We start from the raw sequence: 24,187 nt of genomic DNA on the forward strand, positions 1-24,187 counted from the left end.
TCCCCAGGGAAGTAGTCGGCGTGCTCTGCCGCCCTGTTCACCGGCTCCCACCTGCGCGGTTGTCGTGCGGGCGGCGACGTCGAAGGGGACCCCAAACGGGACTCGAAAGGGGACTCGGTACGGGACCCCAAACGGGACTCCAAAGGGGACCCGTAACGGAACCCGGGGCCGAGCAAGTTGTCGCGTACGACGGTCGTAGCCCGTTCGCACGCGGAGCAAGTTGGTGCGGAAGGGTAGCTTCCCCGTTCCGCAGAGTCAGACCGAGGGCGGCCTGACATCTCTTGCAACTCCGTTCCGTCCGGACGAAACTCCGCCGGTCGCTCGGGTCAGCCGCGCCCCTTGCGGGCGTCCCGTTCGCGTCGGCGGCGCTCCGCCCGGCTGATGCCGGTGGACTGTCCGGGGACCGGTGCGGGCGCGGCCTGGCCGTCACGGAGCTGTTCGGCGACGGTCGTGAACACGCTCGCGAGGGCCCGGCGGTCCTCCGCGCTGTGAGCGCCGGCGCGCACTTCGTCGAGCAGCACCCGCAGGTGCGAGTACCAGCCGTCGACCGTGCGGGGCGGGGAGGACTCGAACGCGCCGGGGAAGTCCTCGGTCGCCAGCCGCCGCAACTGCATCCGCAGTTCGGCCGCGCGGGGGTGCTCGCGCAGCTCCGGGGCGTCGGCGCGGAGGTAGGCCAGCATGGTGCGCCAGTCGTCGAACGACCCGGGGAAGCGGAGGTCGGCCTGACGCGGGTCGGGCCTCGCGGGCACCGGCTGGAGCACGGTCGGGCCCTTGCGGACGACCGTACGGACGCGGGTCTCGGTGCGCTCGATGACCTCGCGAACCGGCTCGGACGCGGCCGTGTCGAGGCCCAGCGCCTTCTTCGCGTTCTCCCGCTCGTGCCACCTCTTGCGGTGGTCGTCGCAGCAGAACTTGGGCGGCCGGCCGACGCCGCCGTACCGCAGGACGACCGCGCACCACCCGCAGGTGCGCTGCACAAGACGATCGCGAACGCGCACCGTCTCGTACTTCGCGACGACGTCGCCGTGCTCCTGGTCGTCGTTCTCGTTCGGCTCGGGCGGCATGCTGGTGCTCATCCCGGCACCCTACGAGGCAGCCGGGCAGCGCACGGAGTTGCGTCCCCACGAAACCCGCCGGGCCAAAAGTGCCAGAGGTGTATCGCACCCCGGGCCCTCGGAGTCGGGGGCCGGGTTCCGTCCCCACGAAACCCCGCCAGGGGAAAAGTGCCAGAGGTGCTCGATCGCGGACGTTGCTCGGGCGGGGGCGCGGGAAGACCGGCCGCTGGCCCGAGCAAGGTGGAGGAACAGACACTCCGGCGGGGCGAGCAAGTTGGTGCGGGAGTAGTACTCCCGCGCCCGCCCGGGGTCGAGCAAGTTATCCGTGAAGACACTCTTCGGGTTTCCGGCCGAGGGCGGCCGGAGTTCAAGGCGGGGTGTAAAACCACCTGTAAAACCAGGTGTGACTGGGGGTCCTCCAGTCCCCCGTCCCGACCTGCACGAACACTCTTCCATCTCCGAGACCACCCCCTCGCGTCGTCCCTAGGAGGGGGTGGTCTCGGAGTTTCCAGAGGTACAGGTCGGGACGGGGGACTGGAGGACTGAAGTGGTGAGTGGAGGAGTCGGAAGGAGTTCTGCAGGAGGGATTGGGGAGTTCGGGCGGGGGTGGTGAGCGGAGTTGCAAGAAGTGTCACGCGGGGGAGTTCGGCGGAGGTGACGGAGGCGGACGGTTCGGGGCCGGCGGGAGTGCAAGAGCTGTGACCGGGTTGGCCATGCAGCGGGCCCGGGGGGTTGCCCTACAACTTGCTCTACAACTGGCCGTACAAGTTGCTCTACAACTGGCCCTACGGCTTGCCGTACAACTTGCCCCAGGCGTCTCGCAGGGCGCTTCGCAGAGCGCACGCCAGGACGCCCGGCAGGGCGCTTCCCGGGGCGTCTGGCAAGGCGCTTCGTCATCCGGCCGGACCCACCGCCAACCTGCGTGGTCAAGGGGGCCGGGGCCGCCGACTACTTCTGTACGGGACCCCCTTGGAGTCCGACAGCCGTTCCCGACCCGGTGCCGACGGCGGCTTCGGCTTCCCCTGGTCCTGGTCGACCGGTACGCGTACCGACCCGTCGACATCGAGGACCAGGAGGACGTCGAGCTACTCCGCCCCGGGCGCGGCCGGGGGATTCTCCTCGTACTGCGCGAGCGTCTGCTGGAGGCGGGCGGCGAGGTCCTGGAGGTGCGGGGTGAGGGCGCGTTCCATCGGCGTCTCCTGGCGGGCGCGCTGCCGGGCGTCCTCCTCGTCGAGCAGCTCGTCGAGCGACTTCGGGTTCGGGTCGAGGCGGTCGAGGAACCACGCCGACGCGCGCCAGTCGCCCGGTCGCCGGCGGATGCGTCGCTCGCTGCGGTGCTCGCCGGTGATGGGGTCGGTCCACGTCCGGTACGTCTCGGAGACGACGGCGCCGCGGGCTGCCTCCTCGATGTGGCCGGTGGCGCGGACGGCCGACGCGGCGCGGGCGCGGGTGACCCTGGCGTACAGCGCGGCGTGCGGGTCGGGGGAGTTCACGTCGAGGTGGCCGTGCTGCTTCTCCTCCACGACGTCCTCGCCGCGGCTCATCCAGCGCAGGAAAGTGGAGCGGCCGACCCCGGCGGCGTCGGCGGCCTGCGTCATCGGCAGGCCCACGGCGGTCGCCCGGATGAGGAGGTCCATCACGGCCGGGGTGAGGAGCGAGGGGCGGCCCCGGCGGCGCGGGCGGCGGCGGGCGGGGGACTTCGCGGTGTCGTTGGTGGTCGTCATGGGGGCGGACCGTACGGACCGGTGGCGCTACCGTCGCGGGCTTCGCGGGACTTGTGGGACCGCCCCATCGCGCGCGAGATAGCAGGATCACGCGCTTGCGTCTCGGGCTCGACGGCCGCCGCCAGGTCGTGCACGAGGTCCAGCAGGCAGTGCCCGACCAAACTGCGCGGACCTTCCGGACACGGTGCAGGTCAGCGGCTCGCGGGTCGGGCGGTGGGTGGCTGCTTCGTCTCCAAGTCAGGGGTCAGTGGAGGGGGAAGAAGCCACCCCGGCGGGGCCACCGGCCGGGGTGGAGCCGCGGGCGCCCTCCGGGCGCGGGTGGTGGAGCTGACCGCCGGCCCCGTGTCTCCCGTGGGAGACGGCTGTCCCCGCCTGTACGCCTCGTACGCCACACGAGTGACGCCACGCGGTCCGTCCACCTGCGGGAATCGCCGTGTGCCCGCGTGTGCCCCTGCGACGGCTCCGGATGTCCGCTCACACGCGGAGGTCGGAGAACGCGCCGGACGCCGCAACCTGCGAGGCCGATTCCTGATCTTCGGCGGGCCCACCTTCGAAACCACGGCACAGACCCCCTTGACCACCTGCCGGACAAGGGGGTGGTCAAGGGGGTGCCGCCGTGGAATCGCTGGCGGGCGAGCGTGCTGGCATGCCAGCGGGCAGGCAGGCCGACCGCCTCTCCCGTCGAGCCTTCCCGCCGGCCCCGCGCGGCGCCAGGGGTGCACGGCTCGGACCCGGGCCGCTCCCGCCGGGCGGGCGGGAATCTGTCGACCGGCCCGCAGCACGGGCAGCACGTCCGGGTGATCCATTCCGGGCGGGGGGCGGAAACGGTCGTTTACGCCCCCGGCAGCCGATCCAATCCGACGAGTCACCCAAACGGGTGAAAACCGGGCCTAGAACCGGCTGCGATCCATTGGAATCCGTTCCGTACTTGCGCCCCCCCTTTTCGCCCCCCTAGAGTGGTGAACGGACGCCGACGCCATCCCGGCCCGGCCGAACCGAGGGGAACCCCATGAGCGACAACAACCCGGCCCGTCACCTGTCCGAGGCTGGCGACGCCGTCCGCACCTTCAACCACACCTCCCGCGCCGTCGCCCGCGACTGGGAGTTCCCCAGCCACGCGTACAGCGCCCTCGGGAACCTCTCCTACATGGCCGGGATGCTGGAGCAGGCCGTCCAGCAGTCGGTCCGGCCGGTGACGCACACCTACGAGCACGGCCGGGTGCGCATCGACGGCAACGGCGACGCCGACGCGAAGGTGGCCGAGCTGCTGGCCGCCCGCGACGACGCGATGGCCGCCGCCGCCGCGCTGACGGCCGCCGTCCAGCGGATGCACAACGCCAGCTCCCCCATGGGCCTGGACACCACGGGGATGCCGGAGTTCGAGGACGACGAGGACGACGCGTGAGCACCGACCGCCTGTACCTGCGGCACTCGACGGACAAGCAGACCGACGCCCGGCAGCGGCACGCCCTCACGGCGTTGCTCGCCGCCGGCGCCCCGGCCTACGAGGACCCGGCGACCTCCAGCCGCGTCCTGTCGCTGTACCGCACCGGCTTCAAGCAGCTGCTCGATGAGGCAGCCGTCGGCGACACGATCCGCATCGCGGACGCCGCGAGGCTGTTCCGATCGGTCGCGGACATCATCGCCCTGCGGCCGGTGCTCATCCGGCGCGGGCTGCACCTGCGGGTGGAGTCGGGGCTGCTGTCCGGGATCGACCTCGCCTCGGACGACCCGGGCACCAAGATGATGGTGAGCGTCCTCGCGGCCGTGCTGGAGTTCCAGCGCGACATGATCAGCGAGAACACCAAGGAGGGCGTCGCCGCGGCCGAGGCCGCCGGGAAGACGCTCGGACGTCCGGCCGCGCTCGACGAGGGCGAGGTGGTCGAGCTGGTGGAGGCGTTCCGCGAGGGCGCCGCCGTGAAGGCGCTCGCCCGGCAGTACGACATCGCCCCGAAGACCGTGCGCCGGGTCCTCGATGCCGCCGGGGCCCGCGCGGTGCCCGACGACCTGTCCGAGCTGCTCGACGGTGACGGCCAGGAGGACGTCGGCGACGACGTCCAGGCGGTGGCCGCCGATCCGGTCGTGGTGGTCGACGTGCCCGGCCTGGTCGCCGAGCACCTGGTCGACGTCGCCGACGACGCGGTCCGCCAGGCGCTCGCCGCCGGGCAGACGATCCGGCGCGGGCAGGGCTACTCGGTGCGGGTCACCGCCCCGGTCAGCGTGCACGTGGCGATGATCGAGCACTCCGCGACCGCCCTCATGCAGTCGCCCGCCGGCCGCAAGGCTCATCGCATCCACTCCGATCGCGTGACGTCCGTGCGGATCACGCCCTGAGTGTCGGTGCCGTTCGCTACAGTCGGGTCTGCGGTCCTTGCGGCCGTGGGCCCGGCTCGTGGCCCGGTTCGTCTGGCCCAGACCGGACGAGCAACACCGAAGGTGCTCCGCGCCGAGCCACCCTCTCCACGCTACGCCTTCGCTGGTCTCGCTCTTGAGCGGCCGGTGAGTCTGGGATCACCGCAAGCCGCGGAAACGAGAGCTTGAGATGCCGAAGAACCACGCCCGCAAGAAGGACCTGGCCGACCTCAAGGACGAGCTGGGCATCAGGCACGCCTGCGCCATCGCGCTCATGGACCACCCCGACGCCGACGAGCGGGAGACCCTGGAGCGCTACCTGGCTGAGTACGTGGACATCAACACGTACAAGGAGGCCGTCGACTACCTCCGCCAGGAGCAGGCCGACCCGCGCAACCAGCTCCTGTGCGACCGGTGCGGCTGGACGAACGGCATGGTCTGCCCCGAGTGCGCCAAGGGTTGCGGCTGCGAGTACCAGTGCACCGGGTGGCGGCACGAGGAGATGCGGGCCGCGACCGGCGACTACGACGAGGACGACAACTCGTACGGCTGCCAGGAGTGCGGGGCCGGCGGCGGCGGCGACCCGTACGGCGAGTGCTGCTGCTACGAGGACGACGAGGACGAGGCCGCGTGAACGTCCGCGACGTCCAGGCCGTCATCACGGCGAGCGGGTACGAGCGGCACGGCAGGCCGTACGGCGGCGCCGCCTTCCGCGCGTGCACCTGCCCCAAGGTCGGCTGCGGGGCCGTGGCCAGCGGCAGCGAGCTGGACGACTGCCCCGAGCACCGTCTCAACCCCGCGCAGCTCTGGCACTGGTCCGCCGAGTGCCCGCAGGTCCTGGCCACCGCCCGCGCCGCCATCGACCGGGGCCTGGCCGTCTTCCCCCTCCCGATCGGCGGCCGGGTGCCCGAACGCGGGTGGCAGCTCCAAGCCACCCTGCTGCCGGAGCGGCTGCCCGAGCTGCTCGCCGGGCGGGGGGTCGGGATCGGCTGCCGGGCCTCCGGCGCCGTCGCCCTGGACCTCGATGTCCACGACGACGAAGACGGACCCGGCGTGCTCGCCGCCCTGGCCGACCGGCTCGGGGAGACGGTGCCCGAGACGTTCACCGTGGCCACCCCGTCCGGGGGCCGGCACCTGTACTTCCGGGCGCCCATGGGCTGCACCATCGGCAGCACCTCCGGCGGCCGTACGCCGCTGGGGCCCGGGATCGACGTCCGCGGCCCCGGCCACCGCAGCGGCGGCTACCTCGTCGGGCCCGGCTCGATCGTCGGCGGGCGCCCGTACGTCATCGTCCGGGACGTGCCCGTGGCGCCGCTGCCCGGCTGGATCGGGGACCGCCTCCAGCCCCCGCAGCGCTGACCCGCCGGACGCACGAGAGCCCCGCACCTGACCGGTGCGGGGCTCTTTGCGCTGCTCAGGGCTGTGTGCCTGCGGGCTGACGTGCCAGCATGCCAGCCCGCCAGCGTGTCAGCCTGCGGACTTGCCTGCCTGCCGGGTGTCCAGCCAGGTCCGCACGGCTTCGTCCAGGCCCTGGCGGACCTCGATCCCGGCCAGTGCGCACTCCGACCGGAACCGCCGCTGGAGGTCTTCGGGGAGGTAGCTGGAGAAGGACTTCCAGTCGCTCGCCTTCCGGGGGCGTCGGCCGAGGTCCGCGCCGACCTTGACCCCGCCGGTGTTCGGCGTCAGGGGCGGCTCGGTGACGTCGTCGGGGGTCTCGAAGTTGTGGCGGGGGGCCATCAGGCGGTGTTTCTCTTCTCGTAGGTGTCGGCCAGCAGCTCGAAGCTGGCGACCGCTTGGGTGAGCTGGGAGCCCTTGGCGTCTTCCAGCGGGACGAAGTCGTTGGCCGCGTTGGCGATGACCTCGCGGCGGGCGATGACCGGCTCCCACACCAGATCGCCGAACAGCCGGCGGACGCTGGCGAGCTGCTGGCGCTGCCGCGGCTTGCCCTGCTCGTAGTCGTTGACCACCACGCCGTCGATCCGGAGGTCGTCGGCGTGCAAGGCATGCGCCTTCTCGCCGATGAAGGTCCGCACGCGCTTCGCGCCGAGGATCGAGTCGATCTCGGCTCGGGTCACGATCAGCACCCCGTCGGCGGCGGACATCGCCATCTGCGTCAGGTGGAACAGCGACGGCGGGCAGTCGATGAGGACGTCGTCCAGGTCCTCGTCGGCGCCCTGGAGGACGCGGGCGAGACGGAGGTGGGAGCCGGGGAGGCCCGCTTCGGCGTACCGGTTCTCCAGCTCCAGCCAGGCCGGGGCGAGGACCATGCGCTGCGCGTACTCCGCCTTCCACTGCACCGGGGTCCACACCTGACGCATCGCGCCGACCCGGTCGGACTGCACCGCCTCGCTCACGGTGATCTGCGGTTCGGCCTCGTTGTAGACCCAGCCGGCGCGGCGCGAGAGGTTGCCCTGCGGGTCGAAGTCGACCAGGCCCACCTTCCGGCCCCGCTTCGCCAGGGCGGCGCCCAGCCGGAGCGTGAGGTCGCTCTTGCCCACCCCGCCCCTGTTGTTGATCACGGCCGTACGCCTGGCTGCCATCGCCTCGCCCCTCTCCACTCTTCCGGGACCCCGTCAGCACGTCAGCTTGCCAGCGCGCCGAACGTGCCCGCGGGCAGACGCGCCAACACGCCCACGGGCCAGCGTGCCAGCCTGCGGGCAGGCCAGCATGCCAGCACACCGGCAGCTCAGGCCGTCGTGCCCCACCGGTCGCTCGTGGATGAAGAAGCCACGCCCCGCGGTCGACGCCAGACCGCGCGGGCAGTGCACTACCCGCGCGGGGTGGCTTCTTCCTCCCCGGAACCAGTACTGCTCTATAGCAACAGAAACAACAGAGTTAAAAGAACTACCCGCACTACCCGTACTACCCGCATAACCACAGGTCAGAGGTGTTGCGGGTAGTGATCAGATGGCAAGATCGCACTACCCGCAACTACCCGCACTACCCCGTGGCGGACAGTGCGGGTAGAGCGGGGGGTGACTACCCGCTGCGGGTAGAGGGCGAGCGACTACCCGCAGGCCGCTGAGCTGGCACTTTGCGGGTAGTACGGGTAGTGCGGGCAGTGCGGGTAGTGGTTGCACCGCACTCCGCGCAGGACGCACGACGAAGGCCCGCACGGAGTGTCCGTGCGGGCCTTGGGCGGTGCCGATGCCGAGGAGTGGCTACTGCTCGGACGGGGGGCCTTCCACCCGCCAGTAGTTGATCTTCTGCCGGGCGTCGCGTCGGGCGAGGATGCGGTAGCCGCTGAAGAACCGTCCCTGCCGCGCCCGCAGCCACTTCCCGAGCTGCTTCGAGTTCGGGATCTTGTCGCCGTTTGTCGGCATCACCTTGCTGAGCGAGGATGCGGCGCTCATCCCGGTAGCGGAGGCGAAGGCGAAGTCGACCAGGTTCTGGGACGTGTACTCCTTCGTGCCCAGCTCGTCGCGCCATACGGAGAGGAAGGCGGCCCACTCCATGGAGTCCTCGTCGGCGTCCTCCATCTGCTCCTCGCGGTCGTCCAGCCACCCGGGGAGGCACATCCAGTTCAGGATGCCGCCCAGGGTCCGGGGCCAGGCTCCGAAGGAGGCCATGTGATGGCTGGACTTCGGCATCCCGGCCGACACCCAGCCGCAAAGCAGGGTGAGGAGCGCATGAAGGACTTCGGCGGTGTGGAGCTGGAGCCACTCGTTGAGGTCGCCGGCCGCGAAGGCGGCGGGGTCGCGGGTGTCGGGTCGGACCTCCGGGTTGAGGCGGACCCAGATTGTGCGGCGGGCCAGGTCGTCGCCGACGGTGAGGTTGTTGCCGTTGGCGACCCACAGCATGTTGTTCGGGATGTTCGCCATCTCCGACTTGCCGAGGACGCGGTCGCCCCAGATCTGCGAGGTGATCAGCTCCGACATCACGGGGAAGCGCAGGGTGTGGCCGGAGGGCACGTTGTCGAAGACGGTGACGGGGTGGCCGGACTCCATCAGGACGGAGGTGATCACCTTCCGCTGCTCGCCGTTGTCGGAGCCCCAAGAGGCCGTCTTCAGCCCGAAGAGATCACCCATGATCCGCGAGAGCAGCGACTTGCCTGAGCCCGGGTTGGTCGCGGTGATGCACCACAGCGGGGTGGGGTCCGGGATCATCGAGCGGAGCAGGGGGATGAACAGGGAGCCGACGAACTGCGCGAGGTCGCTGGCGGCCATCCACGGGAAGTCGCCCAGCATCCGGCCCACGATCAGTTCTTGGGCGTCGGCGATTTGCTCCTGGGTCGGGTTCTCGGGAACGTCCTTGATACGGATGCGGGGCGAGTAGAACCAGCCGGTGGCCGGGTTGTAGCCCTCCCGGAGGTGCAGTCGACCGTCGGGGCTGAGCAGGGGAACGGAGGTGATCCCCTTGAGCGCGGGCAGCTTCCAGTTGTTGCGTGCCAGCACTACGGCCGCGACTCGCGTAGGCAGAAGCACGGGGGCGGGCCCGGTCTTCCGCATCTTGAAGACTTCGGCGTGCTCGTGCAGGGCGAGGGTCAGGCCGTCCTTCGAGATCTCCTCGATGAAGGGGCCGTCGTTCCCCTCGCCGATCCACACGGGCCGCCGGCCCCGCAGGTACACGTCGGCAATCGCGCCCGACTGGAGCGCCCGGGTCACCTCGGTGACCCCGGTCGGCTCGTCGGTGACGTCGATGACGACGCGCTCGCGAACCTCAGCCCGCGGCTGGGGTACGGCGGGGACGGTGTCGGTCGGGTGACCGTCGTCGGACGGGTGGCTCACGTGTGCTCCGTTCTCGGGAGCTGAGCCTGTTTCCGTCTCCTCTGCCTGGTCACCGTGTCGTACAGTGGTGACTAGCTAGGAAGGCGGGAGGGTCGAGAAACAGGCCCAGCTCGAAAGCTTCCAGAGTCGGCCCGGTTTAGGTGTGCAACCACCTGCCGGGCCACTCGCTTTTCTGATGTGGGTTGACCCTAGCTGAGCGTGTTTATGCAGCTCAGGCCATTTGTGTCGAGGGCACCGGGATGCCCGCTTCGGCGAAGCCGCGATCGACGGCCCGCACGGCGTACGGCTCGGGGACCCCGACGCCGACGGCCGCCGCCACGATCTCCCCGCCCAGAGCCTCCAAGCCGCATGGTCCGGGGCACTCCTGGTGGAGCGAGCCCAGGAAGCGCGCGACGCCGAACGCCTGGCTGGCGGCGCCCTGCTCGCGGTGGCCTGTGACCATGGCGACGCCCTTGTCGAGGCCGGTCCGTACGTACCGCTCGGTGTGACGGCACCCGGTGGCGACTGCCCGAGTCCAGGAGGCCCGAGGCATCGGGGAAGACGCCACCGCCCCCGCTGGCACCACGTAGCGGGGGAGGGCGGTTACCGTCTCGGGCAGTCGGATCATCCGGCCTTCGCCGGGGCCGAGCCAGCGGGCGTACGCCATGAGCGACTTGATGTCGACGCCGGGGCGCACGCCGTTGGCGGACTGCATCGTGCCCAGGTAGATCCAGTGCTGGCCCCGCGTCGTGACCACGGTCCGGGTGGCGGGCAGGGTCTCGCGGGCCCAGGCCACCGCGTCGGCGTTGTCGAGGTCGACCACGGTCACTCCCGTGCCGCCCGGGTGGTAGCCGACGGCCCCGGCCCGCTGCCAGGCCGCCGCCCAGGCCGCCGACGTCACGACGTCGGCGGAGGTCGAGGCGGCGGCCCAGCCGTGGCACGGCCGCGGGCACGAGCAGGCGCCGGCGGACTTCATGTTGGGCCTGCCGCCGCACGCGTTCTTGGCGCACGCGGCGCAGTTCCCGAACGGACCCTTGCCCTCGCGGAGCGGCAGCACGGGCACGCCGAGCGCCACCAGCTCCAGGGCCTGCGGCAGGTGCTCGCCTGCTGAGGTGTCGTGCGTCATGAAGTCCTCCTCGCCCATCCGGCCTGGTCAGATCAGTTCAGGGGGACGCCGTAGCGCAGCGTCCAGCCGGGGCCGAGGGTGTGCTTGGACACCTCGACGGTCCGGCCGTCTTCGGTGCGACCGACGTGGGTGATGGTCAGCAGCAGGGAGCCGGGCTCTACCCCGAGAGCGGCGGCCTGCTCGGTGCTGGCGGGCTCCTGGGTGACGTCCTCGACGATCTCCGCCTGAGCCAGCCCGGCGTCGGCCATGCGCGAGATGATCCCGCCCACTCCGGTGTCGAGCTGAGCCACGTCGGGCGCGGCCTCCGCGACGAAGGCCGGGATGTACGTGTCGCAGAGCTGGACCAGACGGTCACCGTCGAACATGCGACGACGCCGGATGACGACCTCCGCCTCGGTGTTGCCGAGGTGGGCGCGGATCTCGTCGGGAGCCGAGCCGCGAGCCACGTCGATCTCTGCGCGAGGGCTGCCGCCAGCGCGCTTGGTCTCAGCCTCGAATGCCCCGTGGGCACCGTCTTCTGCCCGCTGCCGGTACCGGCTCCGGGCGTCCCGGGTGATCGTCCCGTCGGTGCCGATGGTGTTGCTGGGCATTTCGCTCTCCTTCGTTGTGATGGATGGGTGGGACGGGCAGGACGTCAGTCGGCGTCCAGCTCCCAGGTGTACGAGAACCGCCAGATGTTCGCGGGCATGACGTGCACGGCGACTTCCACGACGCGGCCCTCCGCCGTCGAGGCGTGGTGGACCAGCTCGTACACCTGCCGGTCCTCCGGGATGCTCAGGGCCTCCGCCTCCTCCGAGGTCGGGAACCGAACCTCGATGGATTCGCGGATGCGGCGCTGAGCGAAGCCGAGGTCCGCCAGGCGGTTCTTGCTGCCGCCCTCGCCGGTGTCCTGCTGCTCGATCGGCGTCCCGCCAGCGATGTCGACGGGGAACCAGGAGGTCGCGAGCTGGACGACAAAGCCCTCGTCGGTGTCGGTGCTGTCCCGCCCGGCCTTCATGGCTCGCGTCCGGTAGATCGCCTTCGCGGAGTGGTGCAGGTCGAAGGCGTCGGCGACGTCGCGGGGCGGTCGAGCGCGGCCGATGTCGGTGGGGGTCCGCTTGTAGACCAGCCCGAGCCGGTTCAGTTCCGCCTCGAAAGCGCCGCGGGCCCCGCCCTCGGAACGGGCTGCGGGCTGGTAGCGCCCGGTTCCGTCACGAGTGATCTTGCCGATGAACGGGGTGACGAACGAGCCCTTGCCCTGCCGGGTGATGATCAGGCCGTCCCGCTCCAGCGACCGGAAGACGTCCCGGGCGGTCTGGAAGGCGATCCCCTCAGCGGCCTGCAGTTCGGACACGCTGGGCAGCTTGCCGCCGGGCGGGTACTTCCCGTTCTCGATCTTCGCCCGCAGATCAGCAGCAATCCGCTCGATCTTCCCCGGCTCCTTCTTGGCCACGGCCCCCCGCTCCTTTCGATTCGTCGGTGTTCCTCGTTGGCGGCCAAGCATGACATAGCTAGTTGAGTATCGGAAGCTGGGGCCGCGCACGGGTGTGTTGTAGGGGTGTTTCCGCAGGTCAGAAATCCAAACTGCTTGTACTCAGCTAGTTGTGTTGACACCCGCTGGCAGAGGTGGGTTAATCGACCCGCACGCCACTCAACTAGTTGGGCTGGCGGGTGGCGTCCTGGCCTCGTGTCCGGACGAAGGGTCCCGGGATAGATCGGGGCGAGGGGTCCGGGCACCGTGGCACGCCTGGGAGGTGGAGCACCTGCCTACGCCCATCGGCGATCCGGTGGAAAAGGTGCTGGCGCCCTGTTTGGAAGAGGTTGGCCGGTTCGATTCCGGCTCGGGGCACTGCGGCATCACGCCGCTTCTTCGGCCGCCGGTGGCTTCTTCATCTTCGGCCGGCCCCGCGTTGGAGCGCGGGACCGGCCGGGCCTGGCGGCCCAGATCGCATGGAGGTGCGACCCGTGAAGAACGGTACCCACGACCAGGCCCTGGCCGCTGACCTCGCTGAGATCTACGCGAACCAGCACGTCAGGGTGCTCAACATCGTCGCCCGCACGCTGCGCCTGGAGGACCGGGCCGCGTACGCCGAGGACCTCGCCCAGGACGTGTGGCTGATGGTCTGGCAGTACCTGCTGCGCGGCAACGAGATCCGCAACGCGGCCGGGCTGCTGTCGGTGTTCGCTCGGCGCCGGGTGTACGCGCACTACCGCTCCGCGCGGGTCCGCCGGGAGATGGCGATGGACCCGCAGGACGGGCCGCTGGACCGGCTGTGCGCCGAGCTGGCGGCGATCGGGACGGGGGCCGTGCGATGACGACGCCGACCCTGGCCCAGGTGATCGGCCCCCGCACCGAGGGCGCGATCTACGAGAACGTCGACGGGGCCTTCAAGGTCCTGGAGCTGGTGACGGACCCCGCGCGGGCCCGGGAGCTGCTGCACCGCCAGAGCGCCCGGTTCGCCGTCGTCGTCCGCGACACGCGGCGCGAGGACGGGCAGCCCTTCGCGGTCGGCTCGGTGTGGACGACGTCGGACCGGCTGCTGAAGGCCGGCGGGAACGACCGCTGCCCGATCTGCGAGTACTGGCGCTGCCGGTGCACCGGATGAGGACGGCCCGGCGGGCGGTCCGCTTCCTGGCCCGTCTCGCGGCGGGCGAGTGGCAGTGCAACCAGTGCAGCCGCTGGTTCTCTGGCCCGCCCTCGCAGACATGTCCGAGCTGCACCTGATCATTGGCCACCCGGGTTCGGAGCGCTTCGGCCGCTCCGGACCCGCCCCCCGCACCGCTTCGGATGGAGAGAGCATGACGACCACGATCGAGCCGCCCGCCAAGGTGCCGGCGCCCTACGAGCCCGGCCCGCCCCCCACCTTCCGCGAGGCCGCTTCGGGCACTCGCCCGATCCCTTCGGCTACTCCGGCCGAGGCTTCGGGCACTTCGGAGGAGGACGAGCAGACCGGCATGCCGGAGGTCAGCCGCAAGGTGAAGATCGCACTGGGCATCGCCGCGGTCGTCGGCGGCTGCGTCATGGGCGCGATCGGCTTCTACCTCTCCTTCGGGAACCTCAGCAAGGCCGGGCACACGGTCTTCGGGTTCTCGGTGGAGGACGGGAAGTTCTTCGCGATCGGCGTGGACGTCGCGATCGTCACCTGCCTGCTGCTGGACCTGTTCATGGCGACGATCCGCACGTCGTGGCCCCTGTTGCGGTTCCTCGCGCACGTCATGACCGTGGCCAGCGTGTACTTCAACGCCGCCGCGTTCGGCGCGATCAAGGACCACATCGACAAGGCCCTGTCCCACGGCCTGATGCCGGTCCTGTTCGTGATCGGGGTCGAGGCGGGGCGCCGCATCCTGGTCCACCAGGCCGCGCTGCCCGCCGACCACGACACCATCCCCGGTCACCGCTGGGTGCTGGCCTTCCGCCCCACCTGGCGGATCTTCAAGCAGATGAAGCTGTGGAGTGAGGGCTACGCCGAGGCGATGGGCAGGCTGCGTGACCGCGCCATCTTCGACGCCTGGAACGAGTACAAGGCGGAGATCGCCAAGGCGGGGCTGGACGAGGGCAGCGAGGCGGCCCTGGCCCGGCTGCCCAAGAAGCTGGAGCCCTTCGGTCTGACCGTGGACGAGGCCCTGGCGCTGCCCGACCGGATGGCGCGCGAGGAGCTGCGCCGCCAGCAGGAGGCCGAGAAGCGGGGCCGTGACCTGGAGCTGGAGCGGGAGCGGGCCGAGCACCAGGCGGAGAAGGAGCGCCTGGCGCACCGCAAGGAGATGGCGAGCCTGACGGCGGACCTGAGCGCCACGCAGGGCGTCGCCGGGGCCCAGGCCCGCGGGGCGGTCGCGGAGGCGGAGGCGCGGGCCGACGCGCAGGCTCGGGCGGCGTCCTCGCTGAGCGAGTCGATGGAGTCCCGGGAAGCGGCCGAAGCCAAGAGGCGAGCGGCCGAAGCCAACGCCGAAGCGGCCGAAGCCGAGGCGCGAGCGGCCGAAGCCAACGCGGAGAAGATGACCGCGCTGGCGACGACGGAGACCGAGAAGGCGAAGGCGCTCGAAGCCGTTCACCGAGCGGCCGAAGCTCAGGCGAAAGCGGCCGAAGCCGAGAAGCGAGCGGCCGAAGCCCGCGAGGCGACGGCCCAGCTTCTGCTTCGCGCGGCCGAAGCCGAGGACTTCGCGGACCTCTCCCAGCGCCAGCGCCGGGTACGGATCGTGGCCCGGATGCTTGTGGCGGCCGGAGACCGCGAAGTCACCAACCAGGAGCTTGCGGCGGCCATCGGCGTGAAGTCCGAGGGCACTGCGTCCGAGCACCGGACCGAGGCGGTCGCGCTCATCAAGGGCGGCTACCCGGAGTTCGACCCGGACGTCCGCTCGCGCACGGAGGCGTGAACGACCCGCCCGCCGGCACCACCGATGAAGGCCAGCCCGAAGGAACCGGGCTGGCCTTCGTCGCGACTGCCGGAAGCAGTCACCACACGACCAGGACGAAGGAACCGCCCTGGTCATGACCACAACGGTAGAGGAGAAACACATGAGTTCCGCCGAGAAGTGGACTTCCGATCACCTCCTGTCGCCCGTGACCCGGGCCATCCACCTGGAGCAGCGCCGGGCGCAGCTCCTGCCGCTGGCCGACGACCTGCGGCGCCTGGCGCGCGAGATGGAGGCGGAGCTGAAGGAGATGGAGTCCATCGAGGGCGACTTCCCCGGTCAGGCCAAGCTCCGGGCCTGGCACGTCGGCAAGCCGCTGTTCAAGGCGGCCGACGACGTCGAGCAGGTGATCAGCGACCTGATCAGCTTCAACGCCCGGCTCCAGAAGTCGTACGAGGAGCTGCCGCAGAAGCGCGAGGCGAAGCGCCGGCGGAAGGAGCTGGCCAAGTCCGGGCAGCCCGAGGCGATCGAGTCGGCACCCGCCAGCGGGGTTCCGGTGCAGCGCGACGAGTTCGGTGACGTGTTCGACGGGCTGCGGAAGGGGGCCTGACGGTGGCTGCGCAGACCAAGGCCGAGCGTCAGGCGGCCAACCGCCGGGCGCACTTCGAGCAGCGCCAGGCCGAGCGGGCCGTACGCGGTCCGCGCGGCCTGGCCGAGTCGTGGATGGAGCGAGCCCGTGCGGTCGCCGCGACCCGCGAGAAGGCCGGGGATGAGGACGTGTGGAACGACCTCTCCCGGAGCATCGCGAACTGGGTCTCCCGCTACGAGCAGTGACCACCGGGTCAATCAATCCACCGGTCAATCCAGGCGGTGACCGCCTCGCCCTCGCGTAATGCGGAGGCACGGGCACACGGGCGCACGGGCACGTGCGCGCGTACGCGAGGCGGTCACCGTCTGTCAACCCTCTTCCGGGAGAATTCGATGAGCAACGGCAACAGCAACGGCGGCGGCGGCCAGGTGATCCCGATCCGTCCGGTGGGGACCGTGGCACCCCCTCCACCGCCTCCTCCGCCACCGCCTCCGGCTGCGGTGCCCCCGCCCCCGACGGCGCCGCCCGTCCCCCCGGGGCCCGCTGCGGCCCCGGCGGCGGTGCCCACCCCGGCGGGGCTGGCCCACCCGCCGCTGGTCCTCCCGGCGCCGGCGGTCCCGCCGCCGCCCGTCCCCGCGGTGCCCGGCGCGGCTTCGCCGCAGGTTCCGGCCGCGCTCCAGTCCGGCGGCGTCGCGGCCGGAGGGGTCAGGGGCTCGGGCCGGGCCGCGATGGTCCTGGCCATCGGCACGGCGGTCGCCGCCCTGCGCGGCATGACCGGCTGGCTCGCCGACCGCCGCCAGCAGTTCCAGGACCTGGCCCCCGTACGGCAGGCGACCGCGAAGGCGAAGGCCGAGAAGGTCAAGAACCGTGCTGAGCACGAGGCCGCCCTGGCGCAGATCGGCGGCGACGCGGAGAAGGCCCGCGCCAAGGGCCGCCTCAAGTCGCTGACCGACGGCGGCTCCAAGGGCGGGAGCGGCGGCTCCAAGGGCGGTGGCGGCGGATCGTCGGGCGGCAAGGGCTCCGGTGCCGGGGGCGGACGCGGTACGAAGTCCGGCTCCACGGGCAGCGGCTCCACCGGTCACGGCAAGGGCAGCCCGGGTAAGGGCGGGTCCGCCGGGAGCGGCAAGACGTCGACCGGCAGCGGGTCGACCGGCACCGGGAAGCCGGGGTCGGGCGGCAAGTCGTCGACGGGCACCGGCTCGTTGGGGGCCGGCGGGAAGGGCAGCTCCGGCAAGAGCGGCCCGTCCGGGTCCACCGGGGGCGGCAAGGGCAAGGACGGCTCCGGCAAAGGGCTCAAGAGCCCCAGCGGCGGCAAGTCGCCCAGCTCCAGCCCCTCCAGCCCGTCCATGGAGCGGGCCCGAGGCCGTCAGGAGCGGGCCGCCGCCCGGCAGGGCGCGAAGGCCCAGCGCAAGGCGGACCGGCAGTCGGCACGGCTGGAAACCCGGGCGAAGGACCAAGACGCCGACCGCGAGAGGCGCAACCGCAGCCGGGACAGCGGACAGGCGGTGAAGGACAAGATCCGCAATCGCCGCCTCAAGGAGAAGGCCAAGGCCAAGGACAAGGCCAGGAAGCAGCGGAAGACCGAGGCCGAGGCCCGTACGACCCTGGGGCAGTCGCTGGCGGAAGGTGCCGGGAGGCGGCTGGAGAGGCGGCGCAAGAGCCTGGCCTCGCCCGTACTGACCCGGGCCAAGAAGAAGGCGTCGGCGGCCCCGGCCGGGCCCAAGGTCAGCCTGACGAAGGCTCCGAAGAAGCCATCGGCCGCTCCGGCCGGGCCGAAGGTCAGTCTGACGAAGGCCCCGAAGACGCCTCCGACCGCCCCGCCGGCCTCACCCCCGCCGTCGAGGCCGAAGGTCAACCTCAAGAAGGCGACGCGGCCCACGTCGACACCGCCGACCGCGCCCCCGCCGCCGCCGCGGCCTACGGTGCCGCCGCGTCCGACAGCTCCGCCGCCGGGGCCGACGACCACCGTGCCGCCCCGGCCCCCGAAGCCGCCGAAGGCCGGGCGCAAGAACAAGAAGGCCAAGCAGCCGCCGCCCGGCCCGACAGGCTCGCGGCCCGGGTCGCGTTCACGCAGTAACCGCAGCCAGCAGCCCCCGCCCCCGCAGGCCCCGCAGGCGGACGGTGCGTGGCTGCGGCCCCCGCCCGGGATGAACGCCACGTACTCCGTGACGCTCGAACGGCTGGACCAGGAGCCCAAGCCGAAGCCCAGGCCGAAGCCGAAGGGGCTGGTTCCCGGCCCGTGCTTTCCGGGGGGATCAGGAGGACCCGCAGCACCGCCCGCGCCGTCCGGCGGGGTGCCAGGACCACGGAAAGGGGCGCCGCCCATGGGATCGCCTGCACCCGTACGGGATACGCAGTTCACCGACTCCGACCTCACCGTCTACGACGTCATCGAGGCGGACGAGGACCAGGCCGAGGAGATCATGGCGGGCGCCGAGCACGCCAGGCTCGTCGCCGACCGGTGCGACCGCCTGGCTGGCGCGATCGAGGAGATGCGCGCCGAGCTGATCGCCAAGTCGGTGCCCGGCGTCTTCGTCGGCTGGTGCACCCGGCTGATCGAGCGGGCCGGGGTCGTGGAGTCCAAGGCGCAGGCGGTCGCCGGGGGCCTGCCCCGGGCCGCCGAGGCCATCGCCCACGCCGGGCAGCTCGCTGCCGCCTACGACAAGCCCGCCGCCGACAAGGTCCGCGACATGGGCCACACCGCGCCCGCCGACGCCTCGTACCACAAGGAGTAGCCATGGGAATGGATCTCGCACGCGTCGGCTCGAAGGTCGTCGAGCTGGTCTCCGACGGCATCACGTACACGGTCGCCACCGCCAAGCTGGGCATGGCCTCGATCGCCATGTTCGCGCTGAGCGAGGCGGTGCGCGGCGCGTACAACTACGTCGAGGACTGCGCCCGGTCGGTGGACATGCTCGCCGACACGGCCAGCACCCTGTGGGTCGAGGGCGAGGTGGTCAACGCCCACCGCGACGCGGCCGGGGTGATGCGCGGCGTCCTGGCCGACGCCGAGTCGCTCGCCAACGAGGCCGCCGAGATGGCCGCCGACTTCAAGGCGGCCAAGGAGGGCCACGAGGCCGACTACGGGCCCGTGGCCGAGCTGATGGCGGGCAAGGACACCGACCGCACGTACTACAGCAACCGCTGACCCTCTCCCCCCGTACGGGGCGGCCGGAGCCTTCATGGCCCGGCCGCCCCGCCCGTTTCTGGAGGTACTTCCCCATGCTCGCTCGCGTGCGTGCGACGGTCGGCCGAGCCGCCACCGTCGCCGGAGCCGTCGTCCTCACCGGGGGACTGGGCAACGACGCCGTCACCCTCCCCGGAACCCTCGCCGCTGTCGCCGCCGCCGGCGTCGGCCTGGCGGTGAACCCCAAAGTCCTGCGTGCCCCCGCCTCGGTGCGCTGGACGGCCATCTCGATCTACGCCGCCCCGCACGCGGGCTGCGCGGCGCTGCTGGTCGGCGAGCGCCTGGCCCCCGACGGGCCGGTGTCCTTCCTCGTGCAGGCCGCGGCTGTGGCGCTGTGGACCGGAGCCACCTGGCTCCTGCGCCCGGGGCTCACGGCCCGCGAGTTCACCGACGAGGCCCTGGCCCAGGCGCTCGCCGAAGCCGAGAAGGCCGAGGAAGCGCCGGTCGAACCGGCGGCCCCCAGCTACGACAGCCCGCAGGCCCGTTGGTGGGGCGAGCGGTTCGCCATCGAGGGCGGCGTCGCCCCCGGCACCGTGCTCCTGCAGCACCAGCAGGTGAGCGAGCAGTGCCTCGCGCTCGTCATCGGCGCCCAGAAGCGCGGACAGCCCGTGCCCGAGATCTCCAAGCCCGGCCTGTCCGCCGAGCTGGACCTGCCCGAGGACCTGATCGACATCGGCCCGGTGCCCGGACGCGGCGCCGGCGTCCGGCTCCTGGTCCTCGGGCAACGCCCGGTGGCCGAGCCCGAGGCGGAGGGACCGGGCGACAGCGACGCGGAGGTGTGGGCACAGATCGCCGCCACCGCGATGCCGGGCGTCGAGCTGATCGAGGCCAACACGTACGAAGTCCACAAGGAGCTGACCTGATGCTGGACGTACGCGAGTACGTGCTGAAGACCCCGCCGGGCGGGGTCAAGCGCTACGACCACGAGGCGCTGTGCGACCTGCTGGAGGTCGAGGACTACAGCCGGGTCATCTTCGAGCAGGGCGTCGGCCGCCAGGCGATCGTCAGGGTCTACCCCTCGAACCCGCTGATGGGCGTCCGGGCGGTGAGCGTGGACGACCTGGTGCTGGACGGGCGCGGGCGGATCACGCTCGGGACCTACTTCGACGGATCGCCGTTGCGCTTCCGCCTGTTCGACCCGAAGACCGGCAACGCCCAGCGCGGGGCCGTCTTCGGGACGACCGGCGCCGGGAAGTCCAGGCTTGTCCAGGCGATCCTGGTCGCCTGCAAGGCGTCCGGCATCGTCGTCCACCTCGCGGACCTGAAGCACGGCCAGTCGGTGCCCGAGGCCAAGGGCAACGTGGCCACCCGGGTCACCACGCAGTACGAGGCGATCCTGATGCTGCGGGGCCTGGTCGCCGAGGCCGAGCGCCGCATGGACGCGTACGCGGAGATGGGCCGCTCGGGCTTCGTCAAGGACGACCCGGACCCGCTGATGTACGGGATCGTCGACGAGGCCAACCGGCTGCTGGAGAAGGGCGCCCCGTTCCGCGAGGAAGCCGCCCTGCTCATCAAGGAGCTGGGCAGGACCGGCAGGTCGGTGGGCGTCGGCATCATCATCGCCGCGCAGGCCGGGCACCTGGACGAACTCGGGGGCAGCGACACCCTCCGAGGCATGCTCAAGGAAGGCGAGGTCATCCTCCTGCGCTGGTCCAGCGCCATGATGCAGCAGCTCGTCAGCGACGGCCTCCTCCCCCGGGGCGAGTCCCTCCAGCCGATCCCCAAGGTCGTCGGCCAGGTCCGCCGAATCCGCCGCTACAACGAGCAGCGGGCCGACGACGAGGACGACGTGAACTCGCAGGGGATGCTCTACCACCTCACGGGGATCCGCCCCACGAGCATGGCCCGCACCTACGTCGTCGGGAGCGTCGAGCCGTGCACCGGCTACGACCCGGTGATCCTCGATCTGTACGGCGACTACGCCCCTCCCGGCGAGGTGATCGACCTGGAGGCCCACATGACGGCGAAAGAGCGTCAGACGGCCGGTGGGGGCCCCGAGGAGGGCATCGTGGGCGCGGGGCCCGAGCCGGAGCCCGAACCCGGCGCCGCCACGATGTCGACCGCCCAGCGGATCCTCGCGGTGCTGCCGGCGGACGGGCTGGCCGCCGTCGACCTCGTCGCCGCGCTCAACGCCGACGGCGGCCGCCAGATCCGCCGCGGTTCCGTGCTGACCACCGTCAGCAGCATGCGCGCCAAGGGCCAGCTCGCCCGCCCCGACGGGACCCAGCTCATCGTCCCCATCCCCGCGGACTGACTCCGCGCAGCAGCACAGCAGACCCTGCGGGCATGCCAGCACGCCCGCAGGCCAGCACGCCAGCACGTTAGCCAGCCAGCATGCCGGGGCCCTGGAGATCCGCCCTCCGGGCCCCGGCCCCTTCCCCCGCAGTGCCATGACGAAGGAGTACCCCCGTGGAGCACAACACCGACCGCCAGGCCGCCGACCGCCCGATGAGCGACATCGAGGCCGAGGCCCGCGCCCGCCAGCTCATCGACGCGGCGTACCGGCCGACGTCGTACCGCGACGAGACGCCGGTCCCCGCGTACGGGCCGACGCCGCCGGTCGCGCAGGAGGGACGGCCGCCGATGTCGCAGCGCGCCACGGACGTCAGCGCCCTGATGCTCTCCGGCAGCGTCGCGGCCCTGTCCGTGGGCGGCGCCACCTCGCTCGTGCTGTTCACGCTCGGGCAGGTCGACCCGACGACGCTCGCCGTCGCCGGAGCCGGGCCCGTCGCCCTGGTCCTCGCCGTCGGCTCGCTCATCCGGTCCGCCGGCCGCGCGAAGGCCGACGCGCACACCGAGCACCACCACCACTACAACGGCCCGGTGAAGCAGGAGAGCACCACGGTCTCCAGCACCACCAAGGGCCTGTTCGCCAAGAACCGCAACGACGTCCGCTGACCCGGAAGGACCCGCTCATGCCCAAGGACATCGACGCCCGCCTGGACGCCGCGACCACCACGGTGCTCGCCGAGATCAGCCGGACCGACGCCAAGTCGGGCGTCCTGCTCACCGCGTTCTCGCTGCCGCTGGCCGCGCTCGTGGCCGCCGTACCCGGCAAGCCGTTACCGGGCCTGTCCGCCGTGTTCGTCGCCACCGGCACCGTCGGCCTGGTCGCCGCCATGCTCGTCGTGCTGATCGTCGTACGGCCGCGCCTGGCCGGGCACGCCCGCGGCTCGTTCCTCTACTGGTCGCTGTGCACCAGCGACGAGTTGCTCGCCGACCTCGATGCGCCGGACGACCGCGCGGCCCACGTCGTCCTGCTCTCCCAGATCGCCCGCCGCAAGTACGCGGGCCTGCGCCTGGCGGGCGACATCACCGCCGTCGCCCTCGTGGCCCTGGCCGCCGCGCTCCTGACCGCCCTGATCTGACCGCCGCCGAACACGGAGACCGAGATGTCGTTACCGAACGAGCCCACCCAGTGGACCGTCACCCTCGCGCCCGCCGCACCGGCTTCGGCCGCGCCGTTCCTGCGGGCGCGGGCCCGGCGCTGGGTCCTCACCGCGGTCGCCCTGATCGCCGCGTACTGGATCGGCACGGCCAACGCCGACGGCACCGCGGCCCGGCCGCCGGCGCCCGCGTACACGCAGCCCGCCACCGTGACCGTGGAGCCGCCGCGATGACCCGCAAGCACGCCATCAACGACGCCGAGGCGCACGTCGTCACCTCCCACGGCAGCGACTTCTTCGGCGAGGACCGGCACACCCTGAAGTCGCTGACGAGCCTGGCCGGGTACGCCGAGGGCTGCCTGCTGTACGACGAGCGCGGCCCGGTCGTGCTGCTGCTGTCCAACCCTGGCGAGGGCGGCACGATGACGCCCGGCCAGGCCGCCGAAGTCGCCGTGCTGCTGCTCAAGCTCGCGCGCCACCGCTTCGTGCGGGCGAAGGAGTCCGCCGTCGCCCACGCCCTGGCCGAGGCCGCCACCCGCGCCGCCGAATCCGGCGAACCGTGGGAGTGGCGGATCGAGGCCGCGTAGCACCACCGCGCACCACCACCGAGGCCCCCGGCCCGTCTCCCCGCGAGACGAGCCGGGGGCCTTTCTGCGTTCCGGGGGAGGGACGAATGACGAGGGCTTCGCCCACGCCTGTTACGGGCCTTCGGCCCGGCGTCGCCCACGCCCGGTGGGACGCACCGGCACGTCGGCGGCGGGCGGTAGATGGGGGCAGCAAGTTAGTGCATACGGTTACCGTATGCGCCGACGGCCGGTCAGCGGCCATCGGTTGGTCCGGGGACGGACCGGGGGTTTTCGAGGGGGCGGCGTGCGCAAGCAGCGGGTGTTCGGCGAGACCAGGCGGCGCACGCGCCGCAACGACGAACCGCGCGAGCACCGCGTCTCCCTGCGCCTCGGTGACGACGAGATGGCAGCCGTCCAGGCCGGTGCCACGCTCGCCCGGCTCACCCCGGCCGGGTACGCCGCGCGCACCGTCGTGGCGGTCGCCATGGGCACCCTGACGCCGATCCCGCCGACGACCCGCGACGAGCTGCGCGAGCTGCTGGAGGCGCGGACCGCGCTAACCCGGATCGGCAACAACCTCAACCAGCTCGCCCGGACGCGGAACGCCGGCGGCGACGTCACCGACGAGCAGCTGCACGCCGTGCTCGAACGCGTCGAGGCGGCGGTCCGGCGGATGGACGAGGCGACCGTCGTGAACATGCGGCGGCGCCGTCGCCGTGACTGACCGCCGGTGGCCGCTGGTGGCCTTCGCCGGCCCCCAGGCCCCCGCTCCGGTCGGCACCGCCCGGCGCGGTCCGGCATCGTCGTGGTGCACCCCGGTGCGCGCCGTTCGGCACCGCCCCCGTGGTTCCTCGCTCCGGCCCGGCCGCGCCCGCGCGTACGTCTTCCCTCGCGCCCGTACGTCACCGAGATGACGTACCGCGGCGAGCACCACCAAGAGCACGACGACGTCGAACCCGCCGCCCCATAAGACGTGCCGCACCGGCAGACGATCGCCCACACCTATGCATCACGACCCGACGGCACGTTCCGTACGACCGACCGACCGTCCTCACGCACGACCAGAACGGTCACACCTCATGCATTACGGCACGGCTGATCCGGTCACACCTCTTGCATTACGGTCCGCCCGGCTCGCCGGAGGTCTCCCCAGGGAAGTAGTCGGCG

26 protein-coding genes are annotated in these 24,187 nt (G+C 71.9%); 18 read left to right on the forward strand and 8 right to left on the reverse strand.

Annotation, left to right across the window (positions count from 1 at the left end):
* Window positions 1-326: 326 nt before the first annotated feature.
* Together ACFV0T_RS40425 and ACFV0T_RS40430 are read right to left on the reverse strand one after the other, a co-directional pair.
* The gene (locus tag ACFV0T_RS40425) at window positions 327-1,076 is read right to left on the reverse strand and encodes a hypothetical protein (RefSeq protein ID WP_385790262.1); all 750 of its coding nucleotides are present in this window, start codon (window positions 1,074-1,076) and stop codon (window positions 327-329) included.
* 1,064 nt (window positions 1,077-2,140) lie between these two features.
* On the reverse strand, window positions 2,141-2,779 hold the full coding sequence (locus ACFV0T_RS40430) for a hypothetical protein (protein WP_385790264.1): 639 nt from the start codon (window positions 2,777-2,779) through the stop codon (window positions 2,141-2,143).
* Window positions 2,780-3,788: 1,009 nt separating this feature from the next.
* On the opposite strand from ACFV0T_RS40430, the gene ACFV0T_RS40435 reads away from it, so the two are divergent.
* From ACFV0T_RS40435 to ACFV0T_RS40450, 4 genes are all read left to right on the forward strand, one after another.
* Window positions 3,789-4,184, forward strand: a complete 396-nt coding sequence (locus ACFV0T_RS40435) for a hypothetical protein (RefSeq protein ID WP_385790266.1) — start codon at window positions 3,789-3,791, stop codon at window positions 4,182-4,184.
* Window positions 4,181-5,113: a recombinase family protein gene (locus tag ACFV0T_RS40440; protein ID WP_385790268.1), complete on the forward strand. Its 933-nt coding sequence runs from the start codon at window positions 4,181-4,183 to the stop codon at window positions 5,111-5,113. The genes ACFV0T_RS40435 and ACFV0T_RS40440 overlap by 4 nt, the downstream gene beginning before the upstream one ends.
* A 208-nt stretch (window positions 5,114-5,321) precedes the next feature.
* Window positions 5,322-5,765, forward strand: coding sequence for a hypothetical protein (locus tag ACFV0T_RS40445; protein ID WP_385790270.1), 444 nt, complete (start codon window positions 5,322-5,324; stop codon window positions 5,763-5,765).
* The gene (locus ACFV0T_RS40450; protein WP_385790272.1) at window positions 5,762-6,490 is read left to right on the forward strand and encodes a bifunctional DNA primase/polymerase; all 729 of its coding nucleotides are present in this window, start codon (window positions 5,762-5,764) and stop codon (window positions 6,488-6,490) included. The genes ACFV0T_RS40445 and ACFV0T_RS40450 overlap by 4 nt, the downstream gene beginning before the upstream one ends.
* A gap of 108 nt (window positions 6,491-6,598) precedes the next feature.
* On the opposite strand, the gene ACFV0T_RS40455 is transcribed toward ACFV0T_RS40450, so the two are convergent.
* The 6 genes from ACFV0T_RS40455 to ACFV0T_RS40480 all read right to left on the reverse strand — a co-directional run bounded on the left by ACFV0T_RS40455 (window position 6,599) and on the right by ACFV0T_RS40480 (window position 12,395).
* Complete coding sequence (locus tag ACFV0T_RS40455; RefSeq protein ID WP_385790273.1) at window positions 6,599-6,868, reverse strand: hypothetical protein; 270 nt, start codon at window positions 6,866-6,868, stop codon at window positions 6,599-6,601.
* On the reverse strand, window positions 6,868-7,671 hold the full coding sequence (locus ACFV0T_RS40460) for a ParA family protein (RefSeq protein WP_385790275.1): 804 nt from the start codon (window positions 7,669-7,671) through the stop codon (window positions 6,868-6,870). Before ACFV0T_RS40460 ends, ACFV0T_RS40455 begins: the two co-directional genes overlap by 1 nt.
* Before the next feature lie 621 nt (window positions 7,672-8,292).
* Window positions 8,293-9,858 carry a hypothetical protein gene (locus tag ACFV0T_RS40465; RefSeq protein WP_385790277.1) on the reverse strand — a complete coding sequence of 522 codons (1,566 nt, stop codon included), beginning with the start codon at window positions 9,856-9,858 and terminating at the stop codon, window positions 8,293-8,295.
* Between the two features lie 211 nt (window positions 9,859-10,069).
* On the reverse strand, window positions 10,070-10,963 hold the full coding sequence (locus ACFV0T_RS40470; protein WP_385790279.1) for a bifunctional DNA primase/polymerase: 894 nt from the start codon (window positions 10,961-10,963) through the stop codon (window positions 10,070-10,072).
* Window positions 10,964-10,995: 32 nt separating this feature from the next.
* The gene (locus tag ACFV0T_RS40475; RefSeq protein ID WP_385790281.1) at window positions 10,996-11,553 is read right to left on the reverse strand and encodes a UTRA domain-containing protein; all 558 of its coding nucleotides are present in this window, start codon (window positions 11,551-11,553) and stop codon (window positions 10,996-10,998) included.
* Window positions 11,554-11,597: 44 nt separating this feature from the next.
* Window positions 11,598-12,395 (reverse strand): GntR family transcriptional regulator, encoded by a 798-nt coding sequence (locus ACFV0T_RS40480; RefSeq protein ID WP_385790283.1) that lies wholly within the window; start codon window positions 12,393-12,395, stop codon window positions 11,598-11,600.
* A gap of 512 nt (window positions 12,396-12,907) precedes the next feature.
* On the opposite strand from ACFV0T_RS40480, the gene ACFV0T_RS40485 reads away from it, so the two are divergent.
* The 14 genes from ACFV0T_RS40485 to ACFV0T_RS40550 all read left to right on the forward strand — a co-directional run bounded on the left by ACFV0T_RS40485 (window position 12,908) and on the right by ACFV0T_RS40550 (window position 23,744).
* A complete protein-coding gene (locus ACFV0T_RS40485) occupies window positions 12,908-13,258 on the forward strand; it encodes an RNA polymerase sigma factor (protein ID WP_385790284.1) in 351 nt (116 codons plus the stop codon).
* On the forward strand, window positions 13,255-13,548 hold the full coding sequence (locus ACFV0T_RS40490; RefSeq protein WP_385790286.1) for a hypothetical protein: 294 nt from the start codon (window positions 13,255-13,257) through the stop codon (window positions 13,546-13,548). The genes ACFV0T_RS40485 and ACFV0T_RS40490 overlap by 4 nt, the downstream gene beginning before the upstream one ends.
* A 193-nt stretch (window positions 13,549-13,741) precedes the next feature.
* Window positions 13,742-15,313 (forward strand): DUF2637 domain-containing protein, encoded by a 1,572-nt coding sequence (locus ACFV0T_RS40495; protein WP_385790288.1) that lies wholly within the window; start codon window positions 13,742-13,744, stop codon window positions 15,311-15,313.
* Window positions 15,314-15,428: 115 nt separating this feature from the next.
* Entirely contained in the window at window positions 15,429-15,902 is a 474-nt protein-coding gene (locus tag ACFV0T_RS40500; protein ID WP_385790290.1) for a hypothetical protein, read from the forward strand.
* A 2-nt stretch (window positions 15,903-15,904) separates the two neighbouring features.
* Window positions 15,905-16,126, forward strand: a complete 222-nt coding sequence (locus ACFV0T_RS40505; RefSeq protein ID WP_200737906.1) for a hypothetical protein — start codon at window positions 15,905-15,907, stop codon at window positions 16,124-16,126.
* Between the two features lie 315 nt (window positions 16,127-16,441).
* Window positions 16,442-18,616 carry a hypothetical protein gene (locus tag ACFV0T_RS40510; protein ID WP_385790293.1) on the forward strand — a complete coding sequence of 725 codons (2,175 nt, stop codon included), beginning with the start codon at window positions 16,442-16,444 and terminating at the stop codon, window positions 18,614-18,616.
* A gap of 2 nt (window positions 18,617-18,618) precedes the next feature.
* Entirely contained in the window at window positions 18,619-19,029 is a 411-nt protein-coding gene (locus ACFV0T_RS40515) for a hypothetical protein (protein ID WP_385790295.1), read from the forward strand.
* 86 nt (window positions 19,030-19,115) lie between these two features.
* On the forward strand, window positions 19,116-19,931 hold the full coding sequence (locus ACFV0T_RS40520) for a hypothetical protein (RefSeq protein ID WP_385790297.1): 816 nt from the start codon (window positions 19,116-19,118) through the stop codon (window positions 19,929-19,931).
* On the forward strand, window positions 19,931-21,322 hold the full coding sequence (locus ACFV0T_RS40525) for a transfer protein (RefSeq protein ID WP_385790299.1): 1,392 nt from the start codon (window positions 19,931-19,933) through the stop codon (window positions 21,320-21,322). Before ACFV0T_RS40520 ends, ACFV0T_RS40525 begins: the two co-directional genes overlap by 1 nt.
* Before the next feature lie 155 nt (window positions 21,323-21,477).
* Window positions 21,478-21,966 (forward strand): hypothetical protein, encoded by a 489-nt coding sequence (locus ACFV0T_RS40530; RefSeq protein WP_385790301.1) that lies wholly within the window; start codon window positions 21,478-21,480, stop codon window positions 21,964-21,966.
* A gap of 17 nt (window positions 21,967-21,983) precedes the next feature.
* Window positions 21,984-22,436, forward strand: a complete 453-nt coding sequence (locus ACFV0T_RS40535) for a Pycsar system effector family protein (protein WP_385790303.1) — start codon at window positions 21,984-21,986, stop codon at window positions 22,434-22,436.
* Window positions 22,437-22,460: 24 nt separating this feature from the next.
* Complete coding sequence (locus tag ACFV0T_RS40540) at window positions 22,461-22,688, forward strand: hypothetical protein (protein WP_385790305.1); 228 nt, start codon at window positions 22,461-22,463, stop codon at window positions 22,686-22,688.
* Window positions 22,685-23,041: a hypothetical protein gene (locus tag ACFV0T_RS40545; protein WP_385790307.1), complete on the forward strand. Its 357-nt coding sequence runs from the start codon at window positions 22,685-22,687 to the stop codon at window positions 23,039-23,041. The genes ACFV0T_RS40540 and ACFV0T_RS40545 overlap by 4 nt, the downstream gene beginning before the upstream one ends.
* Window positions 23,042-23,324: 283 nt before the next feature.
* On the forward strand, window positions 23,325-23,744 hold the full coding sequence (locus tag ACFV0T_RS40550; RefSeq protein WP_385790309.1) for a plasmid mobilization protein: 420 nt from the start codon (window positions 23,325-23,327) through the stop codon (window positions 23,742-23,744).
* Window positions 23,745-24,187: the final 443 nt, after the last annotated feature.

It is taken from the genome of Streptomyces sp. NPDC059582 (assembly GCF_042735715.1).
Classification (GTDB): Bacteria; Actinomycetota; Actinomycetes; order Streptomycetales; family Streptomycetaceae; genus Streptomyces.